The 20,544-nt window shown below is 59.9% G+C and carries 22 protein-coding genes; 12 read left to right on the top strand and 10 right to left on the bottom strand.

Features of this window, described 5'->3' with window-relative positions; all coding sequences use genetic code 11:
- Positions 1-68: 68 nt before the first annotated feature.
- The 7 genes from KOL99_RS17515 (at position 69) to KOL99_RS17485 (ending at position 8,570) form a co-directional block, all read left to right on the top strand.
- On the top strand, positions 69-1,034 hold the full coding sequence (locus KOL99_RS17515; protein ID WP_216511766.1) for a CoA transferase subunit A: 966 nt from the start codon (positions 69-71) through the stop codon (positions 1,032-1,034).
- A gap of 1 nt (position 1,035) precedes the next feature.
- A complete protein-coding gene (locus KOL99_RS17510) occupies positions 1,036-1,857 on the top strand; it encodes a CoA-transferase subunit beta (protein WP_216511765.1) in 822 nt (273 codons plus the stop codon).
- 99 nt (positions 1,858-1,956) lie between these two features.
- Positions 1,957-2,769 (top strand): electron transfer flavoprotein subunit beta/FixA family protein, encoded by an 813-nt coding sequence (locus KOL99_RS17505; protein ID WP_216511764.1) that lies wholly within the window; start codon positions 1,957-1,959, stop codon positions 2,767-2,769.
- Between the two features lie 10 nt (positions 2,770-2,779).
- Positions 2,780-4,123, top strand: a complete 1,344-nt coding sequence (locus KOL99_RS17500) for an FAD-binding protein (protein WP_216511763.1) — start codon at positions 2,780-2,782, stop codon at positions 4,121-4,123.
- A 146-nt stretch (positions 4,124-4,269) separates the two neighbouring features.
- Entirely contained in the window at positions 4,270-6,270 is a 2,001-nt protein-coding gene (locus tag KOL99_RS17495; RefSeq protein ID WP_216511762.1) for a heterodisulfide reductase-related iron-sulfur binding cluster, read from the top strand.
- Positions 6,271-6,415: 145 nt separating this feature from the next.
- Positions 6,416-8,074 carry a GAF domain-containing protein gene (locus KOL99_RS17490; RefSeq protein WP_216511761.1) on the top strand — a complete coding sequence of 553 codons (1,659 nt, stop codon included), beginning with the start codon at positions 6,416-6,418 and terminating at the stop codon, positions 8,072-8,074.
- 331 nt (positions 8,075-8,405) lie between these two features.
- Positions 8,406-8,570, top strand: a complete 165-nt coding sequence (locus KOL99_RS17485) for a hypothetical protein (protein WP_216511760.1) — start codon at positions 8,406-8,408, stop codon at positions 8,568-8,570.
- Between the two features lie 14 nt (positions 8,571-8,584).
- Here KOL99_RS17485 and KOL99_RS17480 read toward each other — a convergent pair whose 3' ends face one another.
- Together KOL99_RS17480 and KOL99_RS17475 are read right to left on the bottom strand one after the other, a co-directional pair.
- A complete protein-coding gene (locus KOL99_RS17480; protein ID WP_216511759.1) occupies positions 8,585-8,749 on the bottom strand; it encodes a hypothetical protein in 165 nt (54 codons plus the stop codon).
- Positions 8,750-8,870: 121 nt separating this feature from the next.
- Positions 8,871-9,731 carry an AraC family transcriptional regulator gene (locus KOL99_RS17475; RefSeq protein WP_216511758.1) on the bottom strand — a complete coding sequence of 287 codons (861 nt, stop codon included), beginning with the start codon at positions 9,729-9,731 and terminating at the stop codon, positions 8,871-8,873.
- Positions 9,732-9,981: 250 nt separating this feature from the next.
- Between KOL99_RS17475 and KOL99_RS17470 the strand changes: the two genes are divergently transcribed.
- Entirely contained in the window at positions 9,982-11,085 is a 1,104-nt protein-coding gene (locus KOL99_RS17470; protein WP_216511757.1) for a GTP pyrophosphokinase, read from the top strand.
- Positions 11,086-11,218: 133 nt separating this feature from the next.
- On the opposite strand, the gene KOL99_RS17465 is transcribed toward KOL99_RS17470, so the two are convergent.
- From KOL99_RS17465 to KOL99_RS21865, 5 genes are all read right to left on the bottom strand, one after another.
- Positions 11,219-12,445 (bottom strand): radical SAM protein, encoded by a 1,227-nt coding sequence (locus KOL99_RS17465; RefSeq protein WP_216511756.1) that lies wholly within the window; start codon positions 12,443-12,445, stop codon positions 11,219-11,221.
- 456 nt (positions 12,446-12,901) lie between these two features.
- A complete protein-coding gene (locus tag KOL99_RS17460; RefSeq protein ID WP_216511755.1) occupies positions 12,902-13,462 on the bottom strand; it encodes a dihydrofolate reductase family protein in 561 nt (186 codons plus the stop codon).
- Positions 13,463-13,511: 49 nt separating this feature from the next.
- Positions 13,512-13,874: a hypothetical protein gene (locus KOL99_RS17455; protein WP_216511754.1), complete on the bottom strand. Its 363-nt coding sequence runs from the start codon at positions 13,872-13,874 to the stop codon at positions 13,512-13,514.
- Positions 13,875-14,321: 447 nt separating this feature from the next.
- Positions 14,322-14,447 (bottom strand): hypothetical protein, encoded by a 126-nt coding sequence (locus KOL99_RS21870; protein ID WP_268898959.1) that lies wholly within the window; start codon positions 14,445-14,447, stop codon positions 14,322-14,324.
- 159 nt (positions 14,448-14,606) lie between these two features.
- Positions 14,607-14,732, bottom strand: a complete 126-nt coding sequence (locus tag KOL99_RS21865; RefSeq protein WP_268898958.1) for a hypothetical protein — start codon at positions 14,730-14,732, stop codon at positions 14,607-14,609.
- Between the two features lie 440 nt (positions 14,733-15,172).
- Here KOL99_RS21865 and KOL99_RS17450 point away from each other — a divergent pair, with 440 nt between their 5' ends.
- Positions 15,173-16,135 (top strand): tetratricopeptide repeat protein, encoded by a 963-nt coding sequence (locus KOL99_RS17450; protein WP_216511753.1) that lies wholly within the window; start codon positions 15,173-15,175, stop codon positions 16,133-16,135.
- Between the two features lie 31 nt (positions 16,136-16,166).
- On the opposite strand, the gene KOL99_RS17445 is transcribed toward KOL99_RS17450, so the two are convergent.
- Both KOL99_RS17445 and KOL99_RS17440 read right to left on the bottom strand, forming a co-directional pair.
- Positions 16,167-16,538: a hypothetical protein gene (locus KOL99_RS17445; RefSeq protein ID WP_216511752.1), complete on the bottom strand. Its 372-nt coding sequence runs from the start codon at positions 16,536-16,538 to the stop codon at positions 16,167-16,169.
- 69 nt (positions 16,539-16,607) lie between these two features.
- A complete protein-coding gene (locus tag KOL99_RS17440; protein ID WP_216511751.1) occupies positions 16,608-17,093 on the bottom strand; it encodes a hypothetical protein in 486 nt (161 codons plus the stop codon).
- Positions 17,094-17,264: 171 nt separating this feature from the next.
- On the opposite strand from KOL99_RS17440, the gene KOL99_RS17435 reads away from it, so the two are divergent.
- Positions 17,265-17,912, top strand: a complete 648-nt coding sequence (locus KOL99_RS17435; RefSeq protein WP_216511750.1) for a hypothetical protein — start codon at positions 17,265-17,267, stop codon at positions 17,910-17,912.
- 259 nt (positions 17,913-18,171) lie between these two features.
- The gene (locus tag KOL99_RS17430; protein WP_216511749.1) at positions 18,172-19,305 is read left to right on the top strand and encodes a potassium channel family protein; all 1,134 of its coding nucleotides are present in this window, start codon (positions 18,172-18,174) and stop codon (positions 19,303-19,305) included.
- 137 nt (positions 19,306-19,442) lie between these two features.
- Here KOL99_RS17430 and KOL99_RS17425 read toward each other — a convergent pair whose 3' ends face one another.
- On the bottom strand, positions 19,443-20,153 hold the full coding sequence (locus KOL99_RS17425; protein ID WP_216511748.1) for a fatty acid desaturase family protein: 711 nt from the start codon (positions 20,151-20,153) through the stop codon (positions 19,443-19,445).
- A gap of 131 nt (positions 20,154-20,284) precedes the next feature.
- Here KOL99_RS17425 and KOL99_RS17420 point away from each other — a divergent pair, with 131 nt between their 5' ends.
- Entirely contained in the window at positions 20,285-20,527 is a 243-nt protein-coding gene (locus tag KOL99_RS17420; protein ID WP_216511747.1) for a VF530 family protein, read from the top strand.
- Positions 20,528-20,544 lie beyond the last annotated feature (17 nt).

Genomic DNA, 20,544 nt, shown 5'->3' with positions numbered 1-20,544 from the left:
GGGGGCAGCCACGAAGCGTAGTCCTCCCGCAAGGGGAGGGTAGATGGTCACAGTTCAAGGAGGGACGCATGAGTAGCGGCAAGCGGATCACGTTGCAGCAGGCGGCCGAGATCGTGACAAACGGCTCCAGCCTGACCTTTTCCGGCTTCACCATCTGGCGGCGCCCCTTCGCGCTGGTCTACGAGCTGATCCGGCAAAGGAAAAAGGGGCTCCACCTCATCGAGGTGAACGGCGGACCGCAGACCGAGTTCCTGGTCGGCGCGGGGTGCGTCGACATCTGGGAATCGTGCTGGGTCGGCCACGAACTCTACGGCAAGTACGGCGCCAACCTCTCCAGGAAGGTCGGCAACAAGGAGATCCTGGTCGAGGACTACAGCCACGCGGAGATGCTGTTCCGCTTCAGCGCGGCCGCCTCGGGCGCCCCCTACGCCGTTACCCAGACCTCGCTCGGCACCGACATCCACAACCCCGCCTACGACACGCTGGGCAACGCCGGGCTCCGCGATGGCCGGCGCATCCCGCGACACAAGTACCGCTTCACCGAGGACCCCTTCTTCGGCGCCGGCGCCCAGGTGATGGTCCCCGCCGCCAAGGTGGACGTCGCCATCCTCTGCGTCCAGCAGGTGGGGGAGGAGGGGACGGTGCGGGTGAACGGCCAGTTCTACTCCGACCCGGAAGTTGCCAGGGCGGCCGACGTCACCATCGTCATGGCGGAAGAGATCGTCCCGGAAGAGTACCTCAGGCGCGAAAGCGACCAGAACACCATCACCAGCTTCGAGGTCGATCACATCCTCGAAGTCCCCTTCGGCGCCCACCCCACCGGCATGTTCGGCCGCTATGACGTCGACGGCGCCTTCCTCAAGGATTTCTACGGCAGGACCAGGACCCAGGAAGGGTTCGACGACTTCGCCAAGGAATGGATCCACGGCCTGGACCATCTGGGCTACCTCGAGAAACTCGGCTGGCCGAAGATGCTCAACCTGAAGGCGAACACCGCCCTCAAGTACAGCACCGGCATGAAAAGGGGGCAGTGACATGAACAAAGAGTTCGCGAAACCGGAAGAATACGGGCTGGCCGACCTCCTCTGCTGCGCTGCCTCCCGCGAGGTGCAGGACAACGAGATCGTCTTCGCCGGCACGGGGCTTCCCATGGTGGCCATCATGCTGGCGCAAAAGACCCATGCGCCGAACCTCAAGCTGATCTTCGAGGCGGGGACGCTGGATGGCCGCCCCCCCGAGATCCCCACCTCGGTCGGCGACGCCCGCTGCGAGATGGGCGCCTCGCGCTCCTCCGGCCTGCACGACGCCTTCAGCATCGCGCAGCGGGGCTACGTCGACCTGGGCTTTCTCGGGGGCGCGGAGGTGGACCAGTACGGCAACGTGAACACCACCTGCATCGGCGATTACCTGAACCCGGAACTGCGCCTGACCGGCAGCGGCGGCAATCCCGACATCAACTCCTTCGCCAGGCGCACCGTCTTCATCATGGTGCACGAGAAGCGCCGCTTCACCGAGCAGGTGAGCTACATCACGAGCCCCGGCTGGCGGGTGCGCAACTGGCCCGGCGGCGAGACGGTGCACCGGCGCGAGCTCTACGGCGCCGCCTACCGCGGCGGTCCCTCGGCCGTCATCTCCACGCTCGGCGTCTTCCGCTTCGACGAGGAAAGCGGGCGGATCTACCTCGACACCTGCCACGCGGGGAACACGCCGGAGCAGATCCGGGACATGTGCCAGTTCGACCTCGACGTGAGCCGGGTCAGCGGCGAGACGCTTCCCCCGACCCGGGAGGAACTGCACTACATCCATGAAGTGCTCGACCCGGAACAGATCTTCATTCCCAAGGTGAAGCGGGGGTAGCTCTCCTCCCTTGCGACCCCGGGTTTTTCTGCCCTCTTCCACGAGAGGGTTTTTTTTAAGCAAAGCAAGCATCTTACGTAAACGTCAACGGAGCTGACAATGCTCGTCGTAGTCTGCATCAAACAGGTGCCTGACACCACCCAGGTACAGATTGATCCCGTGACCAACACCCTGGTGCGGGAGGGTATCCCCTTCATCGTGAACCCGTACGACGCCCACGCTCTTGAGGAGGCCCTGAGACTCAAGGACCGTTTCGGCTTCCGGGTCGCCGCCCTTTCCATGGGCCCCCCCAACGCTGAGGCCACCCTGAAGAAGGCGCTGGCCCTTGGGGTGGACGAGGCCATTCTCCTCTCCGACCGTGTCTTCGGCGGGGCCGACACCCTGGCCACCAGCCGGGTGCTATCGGAGGCGATCGAAAGGCTGAACCAGCAGGAGCAGGTGGGGATCGTCATCTGCGGCAAGCAGACCATCGACGGCGACACCGCCCAGGTCGGGCCCGGCATCGCCACGCGCCTTGGCTATACCCAACTCACCCTGGTGGACCTTATCGAGAAGCTCGATCCCCAGCAGGGGAGGATCACGGTGCGGCGCAAACTGGAAGGGCGCCACGAGATCGTGGAGGCTCCGCTCCCCGTGCTGCTCACCGTAGTGCGCGAGGTGAACCGTCCCCGTTATCCGACCGTCCCGATGCGGCTGGAGTCCGAGGCGGCGACGGTGCAGGTCTGGAGCAACCAGGAACTGCAACTGGACCAAAACGGCATCGGCCTGAAAGGCTCGCCGACCTGGGTGAGCCGTATCTTCTCACCGCAGCGGGAAAAAGGGGAGATTGTGGGGGACGGCGCGGCAGACCCGACAGGCGCAGCCCACCTGCTGATCGACAGACTTGTGAGCAGGGATCTGCTTGTCGTATAGGAGCGCGTGCATGAGCGAGGAGAAGGGAGGCATGAAAAGGCCGCGGGGGAAGGCCCGGCTGATCGACGGGAGGTGCATCGCCTGCGGCGGGCGCTGCCAAAGCGCCTGCCCGGTCGACGCCGTCGCGATGGGCGAGGGGGGCGAGCCGGCGATCGTCGCGTCCAAGTGCATCGGCTGTGTGAAGTGCGTCAAGGTCTGCCCGGCGCAGGCGCTGGAAGTGGTCTTCACGGAGGAAGAGCGGCGGATCCTTGAACGACTTGCCCGCGAGAGCGGCGCCGATGCGGAGGAGGCCGACCCGGAAGCGCGGGTCCTGGCCGCGAAGCTCGCCGCCTACCGCGGCGTCTGGGTCTTCGTGGAGCAGACCGAAGGGGAGCCGGCCCGGGTTTCCTGGGAACTGATGGGGAAGGGGCGGGAGTTGGCCGACACGCTGGGTGTGCCGCTCTCGGCGGTCGTGGTCGGCTCGCATGTCGAGGAGCTCTGTTACGACTCCTTCTGTTACGGCGCCGACGAGGCCTACCTCGTGGACGAGCCGGTGTTCCGCCACTACCGCACCGAGGCCTACCTGAAGGCGCTCTGCCGGCTGATCGAAAACTATAAGCCCGAGATCGTGCTCATGGGGGCGACCGGCCTGGGACGGGACCTGGCGGGAGCGGTGGCCACCGTGGTCGGCACCGGGCTCACCGCCGACTGCACCGGTCTCGGCATCGACGACCGGCGCAACCTGATGCAGACCCGTCCCGCCTTCGGCGGCAACATCATGGCCACCATCATGTGTGACAAGTTCCGTCCCCAGATGGCCACGGTGCGCCCCCACGTCATGCCGCTGCCCGAGCGCATGGAGGGGAAAAGCGGCCCGGTCATTCGCGTCACGAGCGGCGTCATGGAAGAGGAAATGCTTACCAAGGTGCTGGCGGTGGTCTCGGACCGGAACAAGGACCAGGTGGACGTCGCCGGCGCGGAGTTCATCGTCTCCGGCGGGCGCGGCATGATGGGGAAGGAGAATTTCGTCCTGCTGCAGGAGTTGGCCGAGGAGCTTGGTGGGGTGGTCGGCGCCTCGCGCAGCGCCGTGGATGCCGGCTGGATGCCGCACGAGCGGCAGGTGGGGCAGACCGGCAAGACCGTCCGTCCCAAGATCTACATCGCCTGCGGCATCAGCGGCGCCATCCAGCACCTGGTCGGCATGCAGGACTCCGACCTGATCATCGCCATCAACCGCGATGCCGAGGCCCCCATCTTCGAGGTCGCCCATCTCGGCATCGTGGGAGATTTGTTCGAAGTCGTCCCGGCCCTCACCGAGCGGCTGCGGAGCCTGAAGCAGAAGGCGCCGGAAACGGCCGCCTGCAGCAACGGCTAAAAGACCAAACAAAAAAGCCCCAACGCAAAGGCGCCAAGGCGCGAAGGCGCAAAGAAGTAAAGGGTTACCCCTCATAAGATTTTTCCTTGCGTCTCTGCGGCTCCGCGCCTTTGCGTTAAAGCCTTTGTGCATCTAGAGGATTGACCATGTCCCCGAACCCGAAACTCTTCGCCGTACTCCTGCTTCTCTCCGCCTCCGTCTTCGTCATCGGCTGCTACCGCCGGTTCAGCCTGGTCGCCCTCGGACGGCCCGAATACCGGCTCGACTCTGCCGGAGCACGTTTTTCGCGCATGCTCCGGCTCGCCTTCGGCCAAGAGAGGGTGCTTGGCAAACCTTTCGGCGCCAACCACTTCGTCATCTTCTGGTCCTTCATCATCCTCGCCGTCGCCAACGCCGAGTTCCTGGCCAGCGCCCTTTTGCCGCAGGCAAGCCTCGCCGCGCTTCCGACGCCGCTTCAGCATGCGCTACTCTTTCTCTTCGACCTGGTCTCCCTGCTGGCCCTGTTCGGCGTCCTCATCGCCTTCGCCCGCAGGCTCTTCTTCCCCGAGCCCTCCCTGAGCAGCGATTACGTCAAGGCGCGTAGCCCCGAGGCCTTCCTGATCCTCTCCCTGATCGCCGTGCTCATGCTGGCCTACTTCGGTCTGCACGCGGGACGGATCGCCCTCGGCAGCGAGGATCCCTCCGCTCTCCCGATCTCCGCCTTCATTGCTGCCAACCTGGTGGCGCCGCTCGCGATCGTCCCCTCGACCCTGGCTGCCTGGTCCTGGTGGCTGCACGCCCTCGCGCTGCTCTCCTTTCTCGCCTATCTCCCGCAGAGCAAGCACATGCACATCCTCACCGCCATCCCCAACTGTTTCCTCGGCCATCTCGACCGGCCCAATACACAGCCCCGCGAAGAATTCGCCAGGGGGATGAGCTTGGGTGTCGGACGGGTGGATGAGTTCACCTGGAAGGATCTTTTCGACTCCTTCTCCTGCACCGAGTGCGGCCGCTGCCAGGAAACCTGCCCCGCCGCCGCCACCGGCAAGTCGCTCAATCCGCGTAACGTCATTCATGCGATCAAGACCAACCTCCTGAACAACGGCACCGCCTTGCGCGCAGGCGAGAAACCACCGCTGCCGCTCCTCGAGCCGGCTGGTGAGACAACGTCGGGTGAGGGGAGCGCCGGCGAACAGGCGATCTGGGCCTGCACCACCTGCGGGGCCTGCATGAGCGTCTGTCCGGTGCTCATCGAGCACATGCCCAAGATCGTCAAGATGCGCCGCCACCTGGTGCAGATGAAGGCCTCCTTCCCGGAGGAGCTCACCACCTTTTTCGAGAACATCGAAGCCAGGAGTAACCCGTGGGGGATCGCCCCGACCGAACGGACCAAATGGCACGGCACCCTGCAGGTCAGGCCCTTCGAGGCGGGAAAGACCGACTACCTCCTCTATGTCGGCTGCGCCGGAGCTTTCGACGCCCGGCAGAAGCAGGTGACGGTGGCGTTGGCCACCATCCTCGACGCCGCCGGTATTTCCTGGGGCACGCTGGGCAAGGACGAGCGCTGCTGCGGCGACAGTCTGCGCCGCCTGGGCAACGAGTACGTCTTCGAACGGAGCGCGCGGGACAACGTCAGCCTCCTCGCCGAGCGCGGGGTAAAAAAGATCGTCACCCAGTGCCCGCACTGCTTTTCCGCGCTCAAAAACGACTACCGCCAGTACGGCATCGAGCTGGAGGTGATGCACCACTCGGAGCTGATAGCCTCGCTGCTTGCCAGCGGTCGGCTGGAACTGAAGCGGCGGGTTGCGGACCTTGGGCGGCTGCTCTTCCACGACTCCTGTTACCTCGGGCGGCACAACGACGTCTACGCGGCCCCCCGGCAGGTGCTCGCTGCCGCCACCGGCGCTGCCCCCGCCGAGTTCGTCCGCAACGGGGTCCGCTCCTTCTGCTGTGGTGCCGGAGGCGGCCGGATGTGGCAGGAGGAGCAGGAAGGGGAAAGGATCAACCTGAACCGGGTCAGGGAGGCGCTGCGGCAAAAGCCCGACACCGTCTGCGTCAGTTGTCCCTACTGTCTGACCATGATGGAGGACGGTTTGAAGGATTTGCAGGGAGGGGCGGTCAAGGTGAAGGACCTGGCCGAGGTCGTGGCGGAAGGGCTGCGCGCTTGAAAGTAGGGGCGCAGGAGGAATGCAGCAATCGACAACGGACAACTGATCGCGGAGGGTACTCGGGACGTTAAAATTCTTTTTTATCCTCTCCTAATGTGGTAGTCTGTCCCGGTTTCGCAGCCACGTGCAGCCGGAAGGGATCATAATGGGAGACGATGCAGCCAAATACCATGCCTTGTTCGACCAGATGGCCCAGGGGGCATTCTTCCAGTCAGCCGATGGGACGCTCACCGATGTCAATCCTGCCGCGCTGGAGATGTTCGGTCTGACGCGTGACGAGTTTCTCGGCCGCACCTCGATGAACCCGTCCTGGCGCGTCATCGGTAAGGACGGCTCCGACCTCCCTCCCGAGCGCCACCCTTCCATGGCTGCTCTCAGCAGCGGCCGTCCCGTGCTCGACTCCGTAGCCGGGGTGTTCAACCCGCGCAGAGGAAGTTTCTGCTGGTTCAACCTGAACGCCATCCCCATGTTCCGTCCCGGCGAGTCCTCGCCGTACCAGGTCTTCGTGACCATGCACGACATCTCCAGCCAAAAGCGTGTCAGCGACATCCATCTCTCCCGACTCCGTGTCGTTCAAAAGGCGGGCACCTATTCCCTCGACGAACTGATGGTGAAAGCGCTGGACGAAGTGGAGAAACTGACCGACAGCAGCATCGGCTTTTACCACCTCTTCGACGCTGTGGCCGATGCCGTGGTCTTGAAGGCGTGGTCTACCAGCACCCTGGCTAACTTTTGCTGCGTCGAGGGTCGGCATTGGCAGTACAGTATCGATGAGGCCGGGGTCTGGGCCGACGGCCTGCGCTCCGGTGAAGCCATCATTTACAACGACTACAACAGCCTGCTCCACCGCAAGGGGCTTCCCCCCGGGCATGCCCCGGTCCAGCGCATCCTGGTGGTGCCGGTGCAAAGAAACGGAGAGGTCGTTGCCATCTTGGGCGTCGGCAACAAGCCTTCCGACTACACTGAAACCGACGTCCACACTGTCACCCTGTTTGCCGATCTCACCTGGGACGTGGCCCAGCAGAAGCAGATGCACAGCAGGCTGCTCGCCAAGACGGACGAACTGAAGCAGGCCAACGAGCTCCTTGAACAGCGGGTCAGCCAGCGCACCGCCGACCTGCAGGCGGCGATCCGGGAGCGCGAATCCTTCAGCTACTCCGTCTCCCACGACCTGCGGGCTCCCTTGCGGCACATCAGCAGCTACAGTTCCATCCTCATCGAGGATTACGGGCCGGCTCTCCCCTACGAGGCCCGCACCTACCTGGATCGCATGCGCGGAGCCGCCAACCAGATGGGGGCGCTCATCGACCACCTGCTGGAACTCTCCAAGGTGGCCAGGGTGCCAATCCGCCCGGTGCCCATCGACCTGAGCGCAGCCGCGGCCGCCATCCTGCAGATGCTTCAGGAGACCGAGCCGCATCGCATGGTCAGCCAGGAAATCGAGCCGGGCCTCACCGTGCAGGGAGACGTCCACCTGGTCAACCAACTGTTGGGGAACCTCTTGGGCAACGCCTGGAAGTACACCGCCAAGACCTCCTTTCCGAGGATCGCCGTGGGCAAGACCACGACCTCCCGCGGGGAAGTCCTCTTCGTGACCGACAACGGCGCCGGCTTCGACATGAGTTACCAGGCCAAGCTTTTCAAGCCTTTCGAGAGGCTGCACGGTTCCGAGTTCGACGGGGTGGGGATCGGTTTGGCGACCTCGCACCAGATCGTGGAACGTCACGGCGGCAGGATCTGGGGCGAGGGGGCGGTGGGCAAGGGCGCTACCTTCTACTTCACCCTCGGAGGGGCAACGGCCTGAAGTACCACGACGTTGCCGACGCCTTCATCGAACTCGAAGCGGAGTTCAGCCGGATCGCCCAGCGCTACGCCGACACCTTTCCGGACCACGGCTTGTCAAGCTCTCCAGTTTCTTGAAAATTTCCCGCTTCAATCTCCTCTACAAGCAAGCAAAGGGGACGTAGCTGATTGCCACGTCCCCTTTGCTTGCGATGCTGCGGTCTCCAATTCCGTCCCCACCGAACTGGACTTTTGCGCCGATGTTACGCGTGGCTTTGTTCCACTTTTCATCCCGATGTCTCTATAATCAAAAGAGGAGACGACGTGTCCCCTGTTGAAAAAGGAGCACGGAGATGAAAACGAAAATCCGGTACCTGGTTGTATTCGTGGTGCTATCCTCGCTGCTGCCGGGCTGCATCATCGTGCCGGTGGACGGCTATTACGGACACCATCACGGATACTATTACGACGACTATGACCGCCACTATGACCGCGGTCCGTATGGTTGGCGCAGGTAGTTCGAAACTGCCCGCTATCCTTGCAGCTTGCTCAGCACGAACGAGAGCAGGAATCCGACCGTGGTGATGAACCCCACGACGGCGCCCCCTTCTTCAAATGCCTCGGGCATCATGGTGCTGGCCAGCATGGTGAGAATGGCACCGGCCGCAAACGCCTGGATGCCACCGATTATGTTCACCGATACACCTGCCAGAGCCACGTAGCCTAGCAAGGAACTGGCGGCAGAGATAGCGACCACACCGAGCCAGGGGAAAGGAAGGATCGGCGACGATGCTGAAATGGTAAATGGTGTGAACCGGCTATTTTAGCGGCAGGTAGATGTCGGTGATCAGTTCGTGCTCGGCGACGTCGGGAAGCAGGTTCAGGTAGATGAAGAAGAGTGGGAAATCCCGCAATTCCTCGCCGCTTTTCGGAAACCAGTCGCGGCAGAGCGGATAGACGGTGTCGCCGATCCGGTCGTGGGAGCCGAGATGCCGCGCCACGGCGCAGCGGCCGCCGGGAATGACGCTGTTGAACACACCCTGCGGGTTCTCCGGTACCTCCTGCGAAACTTCGCCGCAGATGTCGAAGCGGAACTGCTCCGGTTCCACGTTGGAGGGATCGTCGTAGACGATGCCGATGGTAAGGGATTGCTTCACCGGCGACAAGCCGCTCTGCTTGCGCCATTCGATGAACCGGAGTGCCGAGTCATCCAGCTTCTCCGGAGCGCCGCGGTGGGCCAGGACCGCGATCCGTGTCTCGGGGAACTCCACGATCTTCACATCCATGTCTTCTCTCCTTTCGTTGGGCGGCAGCCGGAAGCGTTCCTTCCAGGGCTGCCATGTGGGTGATTTTCTGAATTGAGAGGGAGACTGTCCGAACATCTGGCGAAAGGCACGGGCAAAGGCTTCCGGGCTGTCGAACCCCGCATCGAGCGCGATGTCGATGATGCGCTCGTCCCGGCGGTAGATTAACCGGTAAGAGGCATGCTTGAGCCGCAGCAGCCGGATGTAGGCAACGACCCCTATGCCGGTATAGAGCGTGAATTGCCGGTGGAAGTGGAACTTGGAGAAGTGCGCCACCCGGCTCAACCGCTCCACCGTCAACGGCTCATCCAGGTGCCGCTCGATGTAGCGCAACACCCTGTCGAACTTTTCCGCGTATGCCTGTGCCTTATCCATGTTCATCGCCCCTCTCGATTCGCGGATCATCCTACCCGATTTTCGAGAGAGATTCCTGACCGAAATTGCTCAATCCGTCCCTTCTCGCGCTTCCTGCCGGTCGATCCTATGCCGCCCGTGGTCGATGCACCCAATCCCGCCCTCCCCCCCGTGTTATTACCTCTCGCATTTCGTCCCATAACAGGATAAAGTTGCGCTGCTCTGGGCTACCAATGGGAGCGTAACAACCGCGTCTTATAAGGAAACGTGCATGGCATCACTTGATTTCGAACAAGAAAAAGCAATCTTCAACAAGTACTACGAAAGCAACCACAAGCAATTCATCGCGGCCAAGGACGCATACCTCGGGATGATCAGGACGCTGATCAGGCAAAGCGATGTTGGCGAGGTCACCAAGATAGAAGGGCGCGTCAAGGACAAAGAGGAATGCATCAAGAAGTTCCAGCGCAAGTACCAGAGCAAGCTCGAGGCCGACGAGCAGCCCTACGAGATCAAGGACTTCATATCAGACCTCGTCGGCATCCGGGTCGTCTGCCTCTACGAGGATGAAGTCCCGGCGGTTTCGGCGCTGCTGCAACGGCACTACAGGATACTGAACGTCACGGACAAGACCTCCGCCGTGGAGAGCACGGAGGATTCCTTCGGTTACAAAGGGCTGCACATGGACCTGGCCCTGGACCCGCAGGCCCCCTGCCTCACCAAGAATCTTCCGCCGATGGAAATCAGCTTCGAGGTGCAGATCCGGTCACTGATTCAAGACGCCTGGAGCAGGCTGGACCACAAGATCAAGTACAAGAAATCGATCCCGGTCGACCTGAAGCGCAGGATCAACGTCCTCTCCGCCCTGTTCGAACTGGCAGACCGCGAATTCAAGGAAATCCGCAACGCGACCTCGGACCTGATGCAGCAGGCGACGGATACGCAGATCAGCGAGCCGGCAGACGGTGTGCCGGAACTGCCTGGACAGGCGGTGTCGCCCGGCTCGAAAACCGTGAACGCCTTCAACTTTCTCCCCATCGCAGGGCACTTTTTCAGGGATTTTTCGTTCGAGGATCAGAAGGTGGATGATTTTGTCCAGGATATCCTGGAGCAGGACAGCACCTTCCAGAAGGCGGACCTGCACCGGTGCCTCAACGAGAATCTGAAAGTCGTCCGGCAGTACAGCGACCACGTGATCGCTGAAAACCCGAACCGGACCTTCAGTGCCTACTCTCTGATCCGGTACTGTCTCTATCTCTACGACCAGGAAAAATTCGAGCGGATCCTGTCGCGGAGAAACAGCGAGCGTTTCTCGCAGTGGCTCAAGGCACATCGGTCGGCCCAAGCCGTAACTTCCGCAGAGGGGACGTCATAGTCCCTGTCCCCTATACCTCGACAAGCCTGCCGGTGCAGGCCGACAACGCCTGCTTGGTTTCCGCTTGTGGAATCTACTGCCTGAGAAATCGAAAAAGTAGCCTGTCCCCTTTAGCCTTTAACCCCGAATAACCTCAAAAGTAATCGGCAAGGCCCATGGCGATCCGTTCGAACCTCTGTAACTCGGCAGGAAAAACGGTCTCTTCGGAGAGGGATGCAAAAGTGGAAGCGGCGGCGGGCATGAGTTGGGAAACAGGGCGCTTCTCCACGGCTATACGGCCACCCGAAGGGAGGGCGATCTCCACCACAGGGTGTTGGTAGATCCCGCGGGGGAGGGTGACGGCCTCGAAATACTGCACGTTCCCCCCGCCGACGGCACGCATGTACCCTGCCTGCGTCACCTCTTCGCCACTCCCCCGGACAAACGGGATGCCGCGACGGCGGGCAGCCGCATGCTGGAAGCGACGCTTGTAGGGGAAGGAGCAGTAGTTGACCGGCAGGCCGATACCCTTTTCGAGCGCAAAGCGCACCAGCCTGAGTGCGGTCAATTCCGATTCCAGCACCGTCACACTCTCTCCATGCACGAAGGTGTAGGGACGGCTTGCCAGGTGCCGGGAATTATGCGGCGTCAGTCTCATCTGGTGCAGGTTCAGATGCTGAACCCCCACGGCAGCCATTTCCGTCAGCTTTCCCCGCAACACCCCTTCCTCTTCCGGAACGGCCGGGATCTCCACGGTCACCGTAGGTATGACCCCCACCGCCAGCTGAAGCTTGGCGAGGTGGTAGCCGGTCGCCCCGATGTCGAAGCGGATCTCGCCGAGCCCCGCGCTACGGAGCTCCGTCGCGATCTCCTTGGTAAGGAGCGTGCCGTTGGTATACAACCAGAGATGGACCGAGTCGCCGCAGCGTCGCCTGACGGCATCCAGGTAGGCGAGTGTGCGGTCCAGGGTGAGTAACGGCTCCCCTCCGCTGATGCTGGCCCCGGTGAAACCGAACCGTGCCACGTACTCGGCGTAGTCCTCGGGAGAGGCAAAGGGGATACCGTTGGTCAGCGGGTCGCCGGTATCGTCCTGCGACGTCGGGCAATAAAAGCAGGAGGCGTTGCAGCGGCCGTTGATGAAGAGGCAGGACCACCCGCCGGTAGCGCAGGTCCGGCAGCCTGGCGAAAGCCTCCCGCAATCGACCTTGGTGTCGCCGCAGCCGAAGTCGGCATGCGTCCGTAGCCAGGCGAGCAGCTCGTCTCTCTCGTCGCTGGCTGCCGTTGCCTGTGCGAGCGTCACAAACTGCAGAAAATCATAGTGGCGGCCGTATTCCAGGCGGTTGCCTGCGATCTGGCTGTTTCGTACATCCATGGTGGACATCAGTTCCCCTCTGCATCGCGTGGTGGCTGATATCCGGATGGAATCCATGATTTAAATTTCTGGGGAAATGTTAAATGGTAGGTATCTTTTCGAGAAGGTCAGTGTGGGGAGCTGCGGTGCTCAAAGCTCCTTGATGAAACGACAGTAACAGATGTGAACAAAATGCGATACCCAATAGTCCTTCTTCTCAATGATCAGGAAGTCATCCGCATCTGGTTCTTCCCCCTCGTGTCCTCTTGCAAGGCTTGTGGCTCCGGCAAACAGAGATTGCAACCTTCCCCAGTCTGCCCTTGTTGCTGACAAAAAAAAAGCCCGCCGGTGGTACTTGGCGGGCAGTGATTGGTTGTAGAGAAATCCAGGAGGCGCTACTTGGAGGGGGACTGGCTTTTGATCCATATGGAAATAAGGTCAACGACCTCTTTCTCGATGCCGATGAACCCGTGCCGGTGCAGCGCCTCATTGGGCAAGCTTCGGTACCTGGTACCGCAACTCGGCAAATCCTGGGCCGAACTGCTGCACGGAAACCAAGGTCAACGGTGGGGTGACCAGGCGACGCGGAAAGAACGGCTTCCCCTTGCCGAGGGTGACCGAGCCGACTTGAACGATGATCTCGTCTAGTAGTCCGGCGTCGTAGAACTGGCCGGCCAGATCGCCTCCGCCCACAATCCAGATGTTCCTGGATCCTGCCGCTTTCATCATTTCGGCATGAACAGACCGGACGTCACCACGCACGAAGTGGATATTCGCACCGTCAATGGTTGGAAGCTCCCGGCTGGAAAATATCCACACTGGCTGGGTGTACGGCCACGCCGTTCCTGTCTCCAGGGCCACCTCGTCGGCATGACGCAGCATCCACTCGTAGGTTGTCGAACCCATCGCCAGTGCGCCAACCTCCGCGATAAATGCGGGATAGCTGGTGTCGTCGACACTGCCTAACTGAAACAGCCAATCCAACGAATCATCTTCGGTGGCAATGAATCCGTCGAGACTAGCCGCTGCGTAGTACTGGGTCGTCATCTGGGTACGTTCCTCAACGTTGGTGCTGCTCCGGACCAACTCACTTTTCCTATTTCGCCAGCCGCTCGCACAAATCCTTGAAGGCCGTGGTGTCCACCTTTAGCTCCACCGGTTTGCCGTTGTCCTGGTAGCCGATGGTGACCAGACCGCCAACGATCTCGTGCTCCATCTCGGCGAAGAGGATTGCGCGCGGGTTGATGAGGAGATTACCGGAGCGGATGAACCCCTTGTTCTCGAGTTCCTGCGCCATCGCTTCCTGCTCCGTCTTGTGCACCTTCTTGAACAGCTGTTTGCGCACCGCGGCACCGTCAAACCAGACGTCGATCATGCGGGTTTCGTCTCCGACGAGCGGATTTTCAGCCGGCGTGGTGAGCTGGGCGGCGAGTATCTTGTCGATATTGATGTAACGCATCGGGAACTCCTTGATACCGATTGGGTCAGAGGGGGATGGGCGCCTGCAGGAGTAGGGCGGTCTGGCCCGGCTCCTCGACAGGATACCGTTTGCCGAACAGGCCGCACTATAATTGTTCTTATGAGGCAAGTCAAACGTGAACGGCTGGCAGTATCGGTCCTCCCATCCGGACCACGACCCTGTGCTCCACCAGGGCCCGCTCCAGGGGGACCACGCCGTCGGCCATGGGCCGGCCATCCAGTTCCACCCGGACCAGGGCTGCGTTTTCTGAACTTCAAACCATCGAGATAACTTCATCGAACGGAAGGGTTCTGAAAGGAACCGTGCGGACTGTTTCTGGGGAGATGGATCGGAGGAGGCAAGGGAAGCTACCGGAAACTTGGATGTCTCAACAAGCGGCTTGCTCTTGCGGCAAGCCGCCGTAAGGACGCGATTTCAGTATTTTGCCTATTTACCTTCGTAGCGCGCCCAATAGACCGTGCTGTGGGCGGATTGGCGGTCCATCGGCCCCTTGTTCAGCAGGGCGAAGGCGGCGGCGCAAAATACACAGGTAACCACTATTGCGAGGATCATGATGTCTCCATTTGTTGCGAACGATTTTGTTGCGTGAAGAGCAGGCTTGAGGAGAGACGTTGCGTGGGAATTCGGAGGGAAGAAGAGCCGCAGCGCGGCGGCTGTCAAGTAACAGTAAAGCGCCGGCTGTCGCTGTCTTCGGTAACAGACGGACTCTTTTTAGATCGTGAGCTTTACGCCAGTAGTTTTTTCCTCTTTTTTGAGCCGTTTGTCGGCCTTCTTTTCTTTTTGTGTTTTTGCCGGTTCCTTTTTGGATGATTTCTTGCTGTCTTGGCCTTTACTCATGATGTTACTCCTTGTTGTAAAGTTGCATTACGTAAAAATTCTATCCTTTGTACTATACCACGATAAGACAGCAGATGTGCTTTTATTACCAGTACGCCGTCAGACGCCTTCAGTAGCCGGTCGCCGGTTACACTCTGAGACTATGTGTAGGTAAATTCTCTGGGCATCATGTCTCGGCGGGTGAGGGTATCACGTTGTCCCCGGAACCATTATCGGGCCGATGAGCCGTGCGACCGCGAGCTCTCCCCCATCCAGTATCAACCCTTGGTCCCACTGTCCCGACGGCCGTTCCCTCCTGTGGCTATATTTCTCAAGACGGCTCAGCTGCGAGTTGGAGCACTGCGTTCCTGCACGAACTTGACATCGTCGCCAACGAGATTAAATTATTCAAATTATTTTAACCGGGCGAGGTGTGGTACGGCAGTCATACGGGAGGTGCTGTGGTGGATGATCTTGCTAAGAAAAGAATTGAAAAACTTTTGGACAAGGGTATCGATCATTTAGAAGCTGGCCGGTATACAGAGGCTCTCCAGGTCGCGGCAGAGCTCGAATATGCCAAGAATCCCTTTGCCTGCTACCTCGCTGGCCAATCCTACGCCGGGTTAAATGATGTCAAAAGCGCCGTTGACACGATGAGACGCGGCGTGCTGAAAACTCCTACCCTCTGGACCAACTGGCTTTTCCTGGGAATCTGCCTAAGCCGCCTTAACAGGCACGAAGAAGCATCGGCTGCCTACGATCAGGCATTGCTTTGCCCGCACGTAAAAACAGACGAGGTCCGGATCAATATGGCCCTTCTTGGGCTCGACCGTCATGACTATGAAGCTGCCTTGACGTGTTTGGATGGTATTGAAGATGCCTCTATGCGATGGTGCGCCGAGTCTACCCGAATCCTCGCTTTGGAGGGAATGGGCAGAATTGCCGAAGCCGGAGAGTTGGCAGAAAGATTCCTGGAGGAGCACCCCGAGAGGGATGACGAGTATCAAAAAAGGGTCGGCTTTGTGGTCGCTGCGCTTGCGCGTATTCGGCAGCAACAGGGGTGCAGCAAAGACGAGGTACAAAGCTTTCTGATGCACTGCCTTGATGAGTACGGTAGCAGTAACCCGCTGCTCGGCGAAATAAGGAGGTTGAAGGGGTTCTGCTACAGCGACGAATCGAAACGATACCAATTCATCATCGTTGCGAGACTGCCTGCAGGACATCCGTGGTACCGGGAGGCGCGGGGGTACTACGTCGCCTACGATGTCGTCTCCGATTCGGAATCTCGGGCGCTCGAGATGATCAACGAATTCGAGAGTGTCGCCGGGGTTGAGAGCGTGGAGGTGGCGGATGTCAGAATCCGTGAGGACAAGCCTGAAGGACCGATGGGCATTTACTGGGTCACGGAGAGAGTTTTTGGCTGACTCGGCAGCAACAGTGACTTCTTCCGCGCAGTCACAGGTTAGGATTTAACTGTGGAAGCAGCATTTGTCTGCGCCGGGGATCGGTCAGCCGCCTAATCAGCCTCTTCAACAGGCGTCGGTGGGCAAGGGCAATAGTCATCCTCTCGCGGTTATCGTCTTTCCAAGCCTCCCAGTATTGCGTTTCCTGATCTTCGAGCGTTGCCTCCAGAACCTCACCAAATGCAGACTCATCGTTGTCAATAAGGTATTGCAACAGGTCACGGCACCCGAGCACCTGCGTCAGCGCGAACAGGCGACGAGGCTCGTAGTCGCCTGCCTCAGCGATCTGGGACCTTTTTATTGCCTCCGCCAATAACGTCCTCAACTCCAAGCTAAGTAGCTTATACTCGCTCACGCCATCCATGTGGTACCTCCACGTCGCTGTCAGGCCAGCCGTAAATGACCCGGTTCTGTCTGCTGAATTAATTGTAGTTCATAAACCAGTCCGATCAACCTCGGTTGGGAAAACCGTTAGCCACAGAGAAGATCCGAGCACTTCTGGGAAAAAACGGAACCGGAAACCGAAAACCTCACACACCCGTAGCCGCTCTTTGCCCAGGTTCTTCGCCGGACTGCATAAACCGCCGGTGAAAGTTGGCACAAAGGCGCGAAGTTCGAGAAGGATTCCGTCCGCCCGCACCATCACGTCCCGGACCTTGAAAAGGTAGGGGGGAGGTTTGTCAAACTTTTCCAAAACCTTGTTGAACTTTTTCCAAACCTTGAAAAACTTCCCGTCAACTTTGAAAAACTTCCCGTCAACTTTGAAAAACTTCCCGTCAACTTTGATAAATGATTCGTCAACCTCCGTAAAGTATGTATGATTTCGGCAAGTTGTGGCGGCATATGTTTGCCAGGAGTTTGCCCAACTACTTCTCAGGCTCGATACGGGAGCGCGAAATGTGTCGAAGAAGGCCGGCATCGTCACCACCAGCGGCGCATACCTTCTTGTACGCCCTAGAAATTGTGAACCACGTGGCTACCAAGGGGCACAAGCTTGCCGCAAGGATCGGTAAATGTGGTGCTTGCAATTAAATATATTTAAGATAGTCTCCTCCTGGAGATGAGATCACATCAGGCCCAGGAGGAATTTATGCAGTCAGTGCTAGCCCCTGAATTCGGATCTACCCCTCGCGAGACGGCGGAAATGATGAGGACCGTCAAGGTGATGCTGCTCAATCATGATCACCCCAACCTGAAGCCGTGGCCACCATGGTTGCGATCTTTAGACGGGCTGGGGGAGGACGCGGATTTCCTAGATGCCGCGATACTCCGAGCGCAAAACCATGATGTGGCGATGGTGAAGGAGAGGGACGAGTTTCACCAGACGAGTAAGAAACGGATAGCGAGGATCGGCCAGTACGTCGAATTGGCCGTCGAAGGCGACCGGGACGCTCTGAAGAGGGCCGGGTTCAAGGTTCGTCCGGTGCAGGTGCAGGTGAAAAAGACCGCTTCCGGTCCTCCTCCGGCGCCCGAGCTCACCGTTACTCATGGCAAGGATTCCGGTACATTGTCAGCCAGGATCACCAGGTTTCCGGGCGCCAAAAGTTACAGGGTTCAGATCACGGATCAGGATCCGGCCACCAATCCTACATGGCTCGACGTGGATGACTTTCCCCTGGCCTCCAAGATTCACATTCCCGGTAGAGAACCCGGCAAACTGTACTGGATTCGTGCCAGCATCCTCTCCTCCACCGGCCGCGGCCCCTGGTCCCTGCCGGTGAGCATCAGGTCGCTCTAAACACTTCTTTTGACAACATTCCCGTGCCCCCGTCCGTCTCCCGGACGGGGGCGCTTTTGTCTCATTCGGATTAGCACCGATATGGAATTGGGGCCGCTGGTTTGCGTGGTTTCTCAGAAGTTCCCAGGTTTTCTCCGTGGCCAATGGTTTTGGGCACGGGGGCCTTGTCACCCCTTTGCATTCGTCCGTCTTGGTGAGAGAATTTGTGGAACTGCTATGAGAGCGTGTGGCAGTTCGGATGGCGGGCGAGAGGCAGGATATGGCAATTGTGGCGATGATTCTAGGAGCTGCACTGGTGCTCCTGGTGCTGTGGGAGGGATTCGAGACCATCATCCTGCCGCGCCGGGTGACGCGCCGCTTCCGCATCACGCGGGTCTTCTACCGCAGCAGTTGGCGTCCCTGGACCTGGCTCATCCACAACTTCGTTCCGGCCAGGCGCCGGGAAACCTGGTTGAGCTACTTCGGGCCGCTGTCGCTTTTGCTTCTGTTGAGCCTTTGGGCGGCGGTATTGATCGCCGGCTTCGCGCTCATCCACTGGGGCGGTTCCTGGCTTTTCTACCGCGACGGCGGTACCGCATTGATCAGTGACCTCTACCTGAGCGGCACCACCTTCTTTACCCTCGGCATTGGTGACGTGGTGCCCAAAACGAGCCTGGGGCGCCTGCTGGTGGTGATCGAATCAGGGATGGGGTTCGCTTTCCTGGCCCTGGTGATCAGTTACCTGCCGGCTCTGAACCAGTCCTTCGCCCGACGCGAGGTGAGCATCTCCCTGCTCGACGCCCGGGCCGGTTCACCTCCCACCGCTTCGGAGATGCTGCGCAGGCACAGCCATCACGGGGGGGCGGAATCGCTTCGCGAACTTCTGCACGAGTGGGAGCGCTGGTCCGCGGAGTTTCTCGAGGGGCATCTTTCCTATCCCGTGCTCGCCTATTTTCGTTCCCAACACGACAACCAGTCCTGGCTGGCCGCGCTTACCGCGATCCTTGACACCTGCGCCCTGATCATGGCTGGGGTAGAGGGGACCTGCAACCGTCAGGCGGAGCTCACCTTTGCCATGTCGCGCCATGCGGTAGTCGACCTGGCACTCGTGTTCAAGACCCAGCCGCGGCAACTAGGGGCTGACCGGCTCCCTCCGGCGAAGCTGGACGAGATCTGCGACATCCTTCGCGGCAGCGGTTACAAGCTGAAGGATAGGGCTGTCCTGGAGCAGAACCTTGGCGAACTGCGCCTCATGTACGAGCCCTACATCAACGCGCTCTCCAGGCATTTCAAGGTCGGTCTCCCCCCATGGGTGGCGCGGGAAAACGGTGTGGACAACTGGCAAGCCAGCTTCTGGAAGCCCCCGGCCAAACGCCAGAAAGCCGCGGAGGAGGTTGAGGAGAGGCATTTTTGAGCCGGGTGGTGGAATGCCCGGTCCCATAATGTCGAGCTGAGGTGGTTTTTGGCATCGCCTTATCCGTTAATAGGCTGTGACGCTATTTACGCATAAGACCGTAAATGTAAATAAGGATGCGGCGTCTGCCCCTTGCGTTACTGGTGCGAGCCGGTCTCTCCTGAGTAGGTGGCGTAATGGAGGTCGGTGTTTTGCTTGTACCCCCGGGGGAAACGGGCGGCTATGAGGTTGATGACGGGATCGGTGACACCGTTTAGGAAGGCGTAGTTCACGTTGTCCTGCATATGATGAATAGCGTGATGCCGCTTGGATAGGAGAATTCGGCAGTTGCCCAGGAATACCACGGCGGGCGATATCGAATTATGGCAGAGGTAGTGGGAGACCTCAGCGACTGAGGAAAGGATTCCGGCGTAGACGAGAGTATGAAATAGTACCGGATGTAGCCCAAAGAACTCTGCTGCCACCGCCAGTAAAGCCAGGCAGGGGACAAGCCAGACTTTGGAGCCGGACTCGATGAAGTAGACAACCGGCAAGCTCTTCTGCCCGTAACGAGGCAGTTTGTGGTGTAGGTGGAAATTGGCGATCAGCGGTCCGCAGAACGAGTCGTAGTGATCATTGTGGTCCATGTACAGATGCACCAGCCCGTTCACAAAATCGGCAAGAAGCCACGCGACCAATAGCGCGGTCAGCTCTCCGGCGATGCCAATGGGCAGCGACATGGTACACCAGACCAGCCAGGCCTGCAGACTCACGTTGGCAAAGGATACCAACACGCCGAAACGTTTGTAGCCGCTCCGTGTGCTATACAACTCCATGGCTGCATTGAATTGTCTCTGCTTCTCTTCCAACCCCACTACTGTCACCTCATCATGCCTTAACCCGGAGCGGACTGATTCCGTTGACTTCTTACAGCAAATCAGCCATATCAACAGTAGTCGCCTTTTCTCAGCTTTGCACCTACAGAATTCAGGATGAAACGATGACCGCTCAATCGCCAAACGACCCGCTCCACGGCGTCACTTTGAAGATGATTCTCACCGCGTTGGTGGAGGAGCTCGGCTGGGAAGAGCTGGGAAGGCGGATCGACATTCGTTGTTTTACCCACACCCCCAGCATCTCCTCCAGTCTCAAATTCCTAAGAAGGACGCCCTGGGCCAGAGACAAGGTCGAGGAGATGTACCTGAGGTTGCGGGCCGGCGGGGCCTGCACCCTGAGACCCTAAGTGCAACTCCGTTCGCC

Origin of the sequence: Geomonas azotofigens, assembly GCF_018919395.1 — a bacterium.
In the GTDB taxonomy this organism is placed as follows: Bacteria; Desulfobacterota; Desulfuromonadia; order Geobacterales; family Geobacteraceae; genus Geomonas; species Geomonas azotofigens.
The sequence above is the reverse complement of the archived record's forward strand: the minus strand, read 5'-3'. Positions and strand labels throughout refer to the sequence as shown.

What these genes read in the sequence shown, in the direction of transcription:
- KOL99_RS17515 (WP_216511766.1), top strand. Translation starts at nt 69, where the DNA reads ATGAGTAGCGGCAAGCGGATCACGTTGCAGCAGGCGGCCGAGATCGTG.
- KOL99_RS17510 (WP_216511765.1), top strand. Translation starts at nt 1,036, where the DNA reads ATGAACAAAGAGTTCGCGAAACCGGAAGAATACGGGCTGGCCGACCTC.
- KOL99_RS17505 (WP_216511764.1), top strand. Translation starts at nt 1,957, where the DNA reads ATGCTCGTCGTAGTCTGCATCAAACAGGTGCCTGACACCACCCAGGTA.
- KOL99_RS17500 (WP_216511763.1), top strand. Translation starts at nt 2,780, where the DNA reads ATGAGCGAGGAGAAGGGAGGCATGAAAAGGCCGCGGGGGAAGGCCCGG.
- KOL99_RS17495 (WP_216511762.1), top strand. Translation starts at nt 4,270, where the DNA reads ATGTCCCCGAACCCGAAACTCTTCGCCGTACTCCTGCTTCTCTCCGCC.
- KOL99_RS17490 (WP_216511761.1), top strand. Translation starts at nt 6,416, where the DNA reads ATGGGAGACGATGCAGCCAAATACCATGCCTTGTTCGACCAGATGGCC.
- KOL99_RS17485 (WP_216511760.1), top strand. Translation starts at nt 8,406, where the DNA reads ATGAAAACGAAAATCCGGTACCTGGTTGTATTCGTGGTGCTATCCTCG.
- KOL99_RS17475 (WP_216511758.1), bottom strand. Translation starts at nt 9,731, where the DNA reads ATGGATAAGGCACAGGCATACGCGGAAAAGTTCGACAGGGTGTTGCGC.
- KOL99_RS17470 (WP_216511757.1), top strand. Translation starts at nt 9,982, where the DNA reads ATGGCATCACTTGATTTCGAACAAGAAAAAGCAATCTTCAACAAGTAC.
- KOL99_RS17465 (WP_216511756.1), bottom strand. Translation starts at nt 12,445, where the DNA reads ATGTCCACCATGGATGTACGAAACAGCCAGATCGCAGGCAACCGCCTG.
- KOL99_RS17460 (WP_216511755.1), bottom strand. Translation starts at nt 13,462, where the DNA reads ATGACGACCCAGTACTACGCAGCGGCTAGTCTCGACGGATTCATTGCC.
- KOL99_RS17455 (WP_216511754.1), bottom strand. Translation starts at nt 13,874, where the DNA reads ATGCGTTACATCAATATCGACAAGATACTCGCCGCCCAGCTCACCACG.
- KOL99_RS21870 (WP_268898959.1), bottom strand. Translation starts at nt 14,447, where the DNA reads ATGATCCTCGCAATAGTGGTTACCTGTGTATTTTGCGCCGCCGCCTTC.
- KOL99_RS21865 (WP_268898958.1), bottom strand. Translation starts at nt 14,732, where the DNA reads ATGAGTAAAGGCCAAGACAGCAAGAAATCATCCAAAAAGGAACCGGCA.
- KOL99_RS17445 (WP_216511752.1), bottom strand. Translation starts at nt 16,538, where the DNA reads ATGGATGGCGTGAGCGAGTATAAGCTACTTAGCTTGGAGTTGAGGACG.
- KOL99_RS17440 (WP_216511751.1), bottom strand. Translation starts at nt 17,093, where the DNA reads ATGCCGGCCTTCTTCGACACATTTCGCGCTCCCGTATCGAGCCTGAGA.
- KOL99_RS17435 (WP_216511750.1), top strand. Translation starts at nt 17,265, where the DNA reads ATGCAGTCAGTGCTAGCCCCTGAATTCGGATCTACCCCTCGCGAGACG.
- KOL99_RS17430 (WP_216511749.1), top strand. Translation starts at nt 18,172, where the DNA reads ATGGCAATTGTGGCGATGATTCTAGGAGCTGCACTGGTGCTCCTGGTG.
- KOL99_RS17420 (WP_216511747.1), top strand. Translation starts at nt 20,285, where the DNA reads ATGACCGCTCAATCGCCAAACGACCCGCTCCACGGCGTCACTTTGAAG.